This window comes from Virgibacillus sp. MSJ-26 (assembly GCF_018918075.1).
GTDB lineage: Bacteria > Bacillota > Bacilli > Bacillales > Amphibacillaceae > MSJ-26.
This window is the reverse complement of record NZ_JAHLPW010000002.1, coordinates 312,251-318,712: the sequence shown is the minus strand read 5'-3', so window position 1 is coordinate 318,712 and position 6,462 is coordinate 312,251. Positions and strand designations below refer to the sequence as shown.

Sequence of the window (6,462 nt, the reverse complement as noted above, 5' to 3'; positions counted from 1 at the left end):
TTATAAGATTGAATCATTTTTCCAAGTGAACCGCGTTGATCCATGGCTGTGGCTAATACGATGCCATTTTTATCTGAAATTGCTTCTAAACCTTTTTGTTTTCCTTGTGTTCGTTGCATGAATATACCTCCTATGAAATAGTGCTATTTTATAACAATTATTCCAGTTGCAGATTATTATTTATTTAACTCTATAAATTGATATATTGCTTTAGCTACCCCGTTCTCATCATTATTACTAGTGATATGTTTTGCATGACCTTTAACTTCATCACTTGCATTGTCCATTGCAAAACTATCGGTAACCACCTTAAACATAGAGATATCGTTTTCACTATCTCCCACAGCCATCGACACATTCAAATCAAGATTCAGCACTTTGGCTAAATATGCAATAGCATTCCCCTTTGAGGCCTCTTGGTGTTCTAACTCAAAATTGAATGGTGAAGAAGTTACTAACGTCAGTTCTTTTTCTTCCTTGAACTCATTTATGCCTGTCACACGTTTTTCATTAATGAATGAATAAGCAAGGATATTGTATATTTTATCTTTCGTATCAAATATTTCCTGAAAGCTATCTACAAAAACATAACCAGTCTGACTTAATTGCTTTTCTAGATGCATATTTATAAATTGAAAATCCTCATTAGAAACCTTATCTCTCAAACTGTCCACTTCTTGAAAAAGTATATCCCTGGCTCCTTTAAGAACATAAATCGCATTCTCACAAAAGACTTCATAATAGATATCTTTTTTCTCAAGCCACATGGCTATTTTCTTAGCCTTTGTGCTTGGCATGGGAACCGATAAAATTGATGTGCCTGATGGAGAGTGAGCAGTGGCTCCATTTGCTCCGATTGTGTATAAAGATAAGCTAGCTTTGCCTAAAATTTCTTGAACATCAAAATATGCTCTTCCTGTTCCGATGACCACTGTGTGGCCATGTTCTTGCGCCTGTTTAATCGCGTTAATATTCTCTGCGCTTATTTCATGTTGATTGTTTATTAACGTACCATCTAAATCAATGGCTATTAAACCCATATCTCAAGCCCTCCACTTTTTAGATTTTTTAATTCAACACTTTAAATGCATCAACTAATTGAGGGCTTCCTCTAGATGACCATTTATATAATCAAATACCTGGTCAGCACTGTCTAACTGTAGCAGTTCAGCTCGAGCCTCGTCACTTACAAGCATTTTAGACACCGTTGCAAGTAAATTTAAATGTGTTGATCCTGCTTCTTTTTCAGGAATAAGAAGGGAAATGAAAAATCTTGCTGGTTTTCCATCCATCGACTCCCATTCAAGTCCTTTTTCATTTACTATAATAACGACTGATGCTTTATTGATTGTTTTATCCTTTGTATGGGGAATAGCAAAACCGTCAAAAAAACCAGTTGTACTTTCCTTTTCCCGTTTAATTAATCCTTTAACAACACGTTTTTTATTAGCTGCTATCCCTTGCTTGACAGCAAGGGATGCAATTTCATTGAATACTTCTTCTTTATTTGTTAATTGTGAGTTGTATTTAATTAATTGTTTATTTAATAAATCCATTATTCAACACCTACCTCATTTTTTTCATAGTAACGTTTTTTATAAAAACCGAAGAGAAATCCACCGACGAGGGAGCCTATCAAAATCGCAAGCACCCAAAGGAATCCATGTGTGACAACTGGAAGTACAAGGAATCCACCATGTGGGGCAGGAACTTGAACAGCAAATAAATAAGTCAATATGGCAGAAATAGATGAGCCGACCATTAGAATTGGTATAACAACCAATGGGTTTTTTGCAGCAAATGGGATAGCACCTTCAGTAATATGCGTTGACCCTAGAATAAAGTTAACTAAGCCAGCATTCCTTTCCTGTTCATTAAAATACTTTTTGAAAAAGACCGTTGCAAAAGCAGTAATTAACGGGGGTGCGATACATGCAGCAGAAACCCCTGCCATAAAGTAAAAATTACCATCCGATAACAATGCAGTACCTGTTAAATAGGCGGCTTTGTTAACTGGGCCTCCCATATCAAGAGCACTCATACATCCAACGATTAATCCTAAAAGAATTGGACTAGAACCTTGAAAGTTAGATAGAAAACTCATCATGCCCTCATTAATAGTAGTCATGGGACCAACGATTAAATACATGGCACCACCTGTTAAAAGAATACCCAATAATGGATAAATAAAAATTGCTTTTAAACCATCCAACGTTTTTGGCAATCCTTTAAATACCTTTATTAACAAGAGAATGATATAACCAGCAATAAATCCAGCTGCAATTCCTCCTAAAAAACCTGCGCCGCCGGTATCTGCAATCATGCCTCCGACAAAACCAGCCACTAAACCTGGACGTTGGGCAATGGATTGAGCAATATATGCTGCTAAAATAGGCACCATCAAGCCAAATGCCACGTTTCCTGTATTATTTAAAAACTCGGCAAACTGATTGTATGTTTCGTGATCCGGTTCCGCTGAATGAATACCAAATAAGAAAGATACAGCAATTAAAACACCGCCTCCGACTACGAAGGGAAGCATATGAGAGACACCATTCATTAAATGCTTGTAAATAGCTCTTCCAACCCCACCAGAGTCAGTCTCAGACGATTCTTTTTCAGGAGTCTCATTCTTACTACTACCCTTATATGGCCGTGCTTTTCCATCGATAATTTGTTGAATTAAGTTTTCTGCATCTTTAATCCCTTTACTTACTGAAACATCAATGGCTGGTTTACCTTTAAATCGTCCAGCATCTACATCCTTATCAGCAGCAATAATAACCCCATCTGCTTCTTGAATTTCCTGCTTTGTTAATTGATGTTCAACGCCAACTTGACCATGTGTTTCTACTTTAATCTCAACACCTAACTTTTCAGCAGCTTTTTTCAACGATTCTTCTGCCATAAAAGTATGCGCAATGCCTGTAGGACAACCAGTAGCGGCCACAATTTTCACTTTACTCATTAGTCTTTCCTCCCTTTAAATTTATAGTATTGATCTGTTTAATTAACTCACTAATATCTTCCAAGTCACTTAACCCTTTTGAAAATGCTGTTGAAGAACCCGCTGCCGAAGCGTAAATCATAGAGTCCTCAACTGAAAATCCTGCTTGCATTTTTTGATAAAACATGGCTAGCATTGTATCTCCTGCACATGCCGTGTTGATGACCTTTCCTTCAGGAGACGACACTTTCAACAAATGATCTTTATCGATATAAATAGCTCCATCTTCCCCTAAACTAATTAAGACGTGTTTCGCTCCCTTGTCTAAGAGATCATGCCCGTAGTAAATAATGTCATCTTCCGTCAAATCTTCTTTACCATAAAAATGAGCCAATTCCTCTTTATTTGGTTTAATGAGAAATGGATTATATTGTAAACAATCCATCAACACCTCAGAACTGATATCTAGAATTAAATCTATTTGTTTATCAAAAGCTATCTTGGCAATTTCTTTATATATAGACTCATCAACGCCTCTCGGAGCACTTCCTGAGACAAATAATGTTGATTCGTCTGGTAAGGAATTTATCTTTTCAATCATTTCGTTATAAGCATGTGAATCTACTTTAGGACCTCGATTCACAATTTTATATTCCTGTTCTCCAGTATGGACAAATATATTCACTCGTGTAACCCCATCAATTTCAACAAAATCAGTATCAATACCCATAGCGTGCAACTCGTCTTGTATATAAGCTCCAGTAAAACCTGCTTTAAAGCCAAGCGCTGTACTACTAATTCCTAACTTTTTTAAGATGATCGAGACGTTGACACCTTTTCCATTTGCTTGATAGTCTTCAGATTGCGTTCTATTTACTTTACTAGGCAGTAAATCATCTGTTTCAACAAATAAATCAATTGCTGGGTTTAACGTGCATGTATATATCATCCACTCACCTCCCTTAACTATATATCTATTATTTCACAAAAAAGTATGTAAATGTTTTCAGATTATGTAAAGGATTACATCGCAAAGGAAAGTATCTAATTAACTTTTATAGAGGAGGTTTGTTGCTCGTAGTTTTATAGGTTAGAATTTCGAAAAGTTAGTGCGAATTCAAAAAAAGGGCGTTCCACCTAAAATTGGTTGAACCCCTCCATAACTACTGAATTCATTTTGATATTAATTTGCAAATCATTTCATACGAATCACATAGGCATCCAGCAATATTCTCGATATCACTTGTAGTGGAAGCCTAGAACGAACTTCATAATCAGGAAAATAGGAGTGCGAATCTTTATATCCTAGAAGAATCAATTCTGATAATTTTGCTAAGCACGAGTCCATTTTAGATGTTAACGTAATCGTGCTGATATTATTAATTCGTAAATTTTTACATGCCTCAATCAATTCCTGCGTCTCGCCACTCAGTGAAATAAAAATAGCAAGTTCTTTATTCTTCACTTTTTGAGATTTAAGTTTAATGATATTCGGATCATTATGGACTTCACAATTTTTTTCTAGCAATTGAAGTTTAGTCGCCATTTCATTTGCGATCATTTCCGAAAATCCTCTTGCAAAAATATAGATTTTTTGCGAGTCATGAATTTTTTGTATCGCATCCTCAATGGTTCCGATTGAAACCATTTGAATTGTTTTGATCACTTCATTTTCATTTTTTAGAATGGCTCGTTTTATTTTAATATCAATATCTTCCAGTTCCTTGTGAGATTCAGAGGTCCCCATTTTTTCATGAATAGTATATTTAAAAGAAGTATAGCCGTCATAGCCAATTTTTTTCATCAAACGAACGATAGTTGCCGTAGATACGCTCGCATTCTCACTCAATTTAACGATGGACATTGTGGAAATCTCTTCTAAATGTTCATAAATATAATTTAATAAATAACGCTCTGCCTCGCTTAAGGTACTGTATTTATCAGGGGAAATGTCAAAAATCATATCCTGCATTCTCGCAACTCCTAACAAATGATTTGTTTATATTATCGTAGCACAAATTGAATTGAGATTCTTTTTTCGTAAATGGAATATGTAGATTAGTACTTTCACCTGCATAATCGGCGTCAAAGTGAAAGGCATATATGGATAACAAAAAGTGCATCTTAAAAGGGATGCGTTACCTTTAAAGATGCACTCACAAATCTATATTCAGGTAAGATAAGGTGAAACTTCACTCAGAGGGAATCTTACAGCCAGTTAACCTGCGATAGAAAAGAGTTCTAATTCCCAGAAAGAAACAATCCTAATTGTGCAACGAGTGCACTTCCTATATACGTGCCTGAAAAGACAAAAATGGCGACAATGCCAATTTTCCATGATGTTTTTCTTAAATCCTTTAAACGATTAGCGACCGATATGCCTGCAAATGTCAAAATCGGCGTTGTGATGGACAGGAAATCAACAGCTTGAATCGCTTCAACGAAAAAATCAGACACGAGACATAATATTAATGATGTAATGGATACCCACCCTAAAATGGGAAATTCACGTATGAACGTCACACGAACATTCTTCATTAAGTGTGAAATAAAAATACCAATCATAGAAAATGTCCATAAGCATAAAAGGCCATATAGGGTCATCATAGTTACTGGTGTAGAGGTTGGATCTTTTAGCAACTTTATTTCTTGTGTGAATAATATCATTCCGACACTTAACAATAGGACGAGTCCATATTTCACGTATTGATTTTTTATACTCATGAAGCATCACGCCTTACCATAAATTTATACATAACTTGTTGTAGTGGAGCCGCCAGGAATATCATCGTAAATGTACCTAGAAAACTCGTTAATAATTGACTTGCTGATGCAAAAGCTAAAATGGTACTTTCCATATCAGGATTGGACGCTACAAGCGTTGCTGATGCAGCGCTCATCATACTGCCAGAACCTACCCCAGATGCCATAGCAAGGGCCTCGATGTCAAACCCAAAACTTAATAATATTGGAGCAAAGACACTAAAGAAAATAGCACCGAATAGGGTTCCAATCACATAGAGAGAGATAACGCCCCTTCCCTCATCAGAATCAAGTGTATATTTTTCCGAAATATAGGCTAACTCGCCTTCCCGACCTATACCAAGCGTTGCCCCAATCGCTTCACGACGTAGACCTATCAAAATAGCAATAGGTAGACCAAGTAATACAGTCCCTAAATTACCAAGTTCTTGAATAATAAACACCCAACCAATTGAGATAATTTCACGTATATTGGGTGCCACGTCAGCCCCATATCTTGCCATTAGAGGAAGCATAATAAAAATTAAATATTTACTTGAAAAATTAATATTCCCTTCACTATAAACCTTTTTCCAAAATCCTTTGCGGAAAAATTTCATTCCAAAAATCATCGTGATAACAATTGCAAAAACAAGTGGAAGTACCCCGATAGAGACATTTCCAATCGGAATAGATTGAAATCCAATCATCTCTGAAACAAATACGACGATTAACGCAAAAACAATGATATAAGCCAAATTATTTTTCATTAG

At 35.9% G+C, this 6,462-nt stretch carries 7 protein-coding genes; all 7 read right to left on the bottom strand.

What is annotated here, in order from left to right:
- Window positions 1-176: 176 nt before the first annotated feature.
- Entirely contained in the window at window positions 177-1,040 is an 864-nt protein-coding gene (locus KQI49_RS01970; protein ID WP_216486309.1) for a Cof-type HAD-IIB family hydrolase, read from the bottom strand.
- A gap of 54 nt (window positions 1,041-1,094) precedes the next feature.
- Window positions 1,095-1,556 carry a PTS sugar transporter subunit IIA gene (locus tag KQI49_RS01965; protein WP_216486306.1) on the bottom strand — a complete coding sequence of 154 codons (462 nt, stop codon included), beginning with the start codon at window positions 1,554-1,556 and terminating at the stop codon, window positions 1,095-1,097.
- Window positions 1,556-2,968, bottom strand: coding sequence for a PTS fructose transporter subunit IIC (locus tag KQI49_RS01960; protein WP_216486304.1), 1,413 nt, complete (start codon window positions 2,966-2,968; stop codon window positions 1,556-1,558). The genes KQI49_RS01965 and KQI49_RS01960 overlap by 1 nt, the downstream gene beginning before the upstream one ends.
- Window positions 2,961-3,896, bottom strand: a complete 936-nt coding sequence (gene pfkB / locus KQI49_RS01955; RefSeq protein ID WP_216486302.1) for a 1-phosphofructokinase — start codon at window positions 3,894-3,896, stop codon at window positions 2,961-2,963. The genes KQI49_RS01960 and pfkB overlap by 8 nt, the downstream gene beginning before the upstream one ends.
- A 246-nt stretch (window positions 3,897-4,142) precedes the next feature.
- Window positions 4,143-4,919: a MurR/RpiR family transcriptional regulator gene (locus KQI49_RS01950; protein ID WP_216486300.1), complete on the bottom strand. Its 777-nt coding sequence runs from the start codon at window positions 4,917-4,919 to the stop codon at window positions 4,143-4,145.
- 269 nt (window positions 4,920-5,188) lie between these two features.
- A complete protein-coding gene (locus KQI49_RS01945; RefSeq protein ID WP_216486298.1) occupies window positions 5,189-5,671 on the bottom strand; it encodes a hypothetical protein in 483 nt (160 codons plus the stop codon).
- A complete protein-coding gene (locus KQI49_RS01940) occupies window positions 5,668-6,459 on the bottom strand; it encodes a DUF3100 domain-containing protein (RefSeq protein ID WP_216486296.1) in 792 nt (263 codons plus the stop codon). The genes KQI49_RS01945 and KQI49_RS01940 overlap by 4 nt, the downstream gene beginning before the upstream one ends.
- Window positions 6,460-6,462: the final 3 nt, after the last annotated feature.

Coding starts and splice junctions, on each gene's coding strand:
- KQI49_RS01940 (WP_216486296.1), bottom strand. CDS start 6,459: ATGAAAAATAATTTGGCTTATATCATTGTTTTTGCGTTAATCGTCGTA.
- KQI49_RS01970 (WP_216486309.1), bottom strand. CDS start 1,040: ATGGGTTTAATAGCCATTGATTTAGATGGTACGTTAATAAACAATCAA.
- KQI49_RS01965 (WP_216486306.1), bottom strand. CDS start 1,556: ATGGATTTATTAAATAAACAATTAATTAAATACAACTCACAATTAACA.
- KQI49_RS01960 (WP_216486304.1), bottom strand. CDS start 2,968: ATGAGTAAAGTGAAAATTGTGGCCGCTACTGGTTGTCCTACAGGCATT.
- pfkB (WP_216486302.1), bottom strand. CDS start 3,896: ATGATATATACATGCACGTTAAACCCAGCAATTGATTTATTTGTTGAA.
- KQI49_RS01950 (WP_216486300.1), bottom strand. CDS start 4,919: ATGCAGGATATGATTTTTGACATTTCCCCTGATAAATACAGTACCTTA.
- KQI49_RS01945 (WP_216486298.1), bottom strand. CDS start 5,671: ATGAGTATAAAAAATCAATACGTGAAATATGGACTCGTCCTATTGTTA.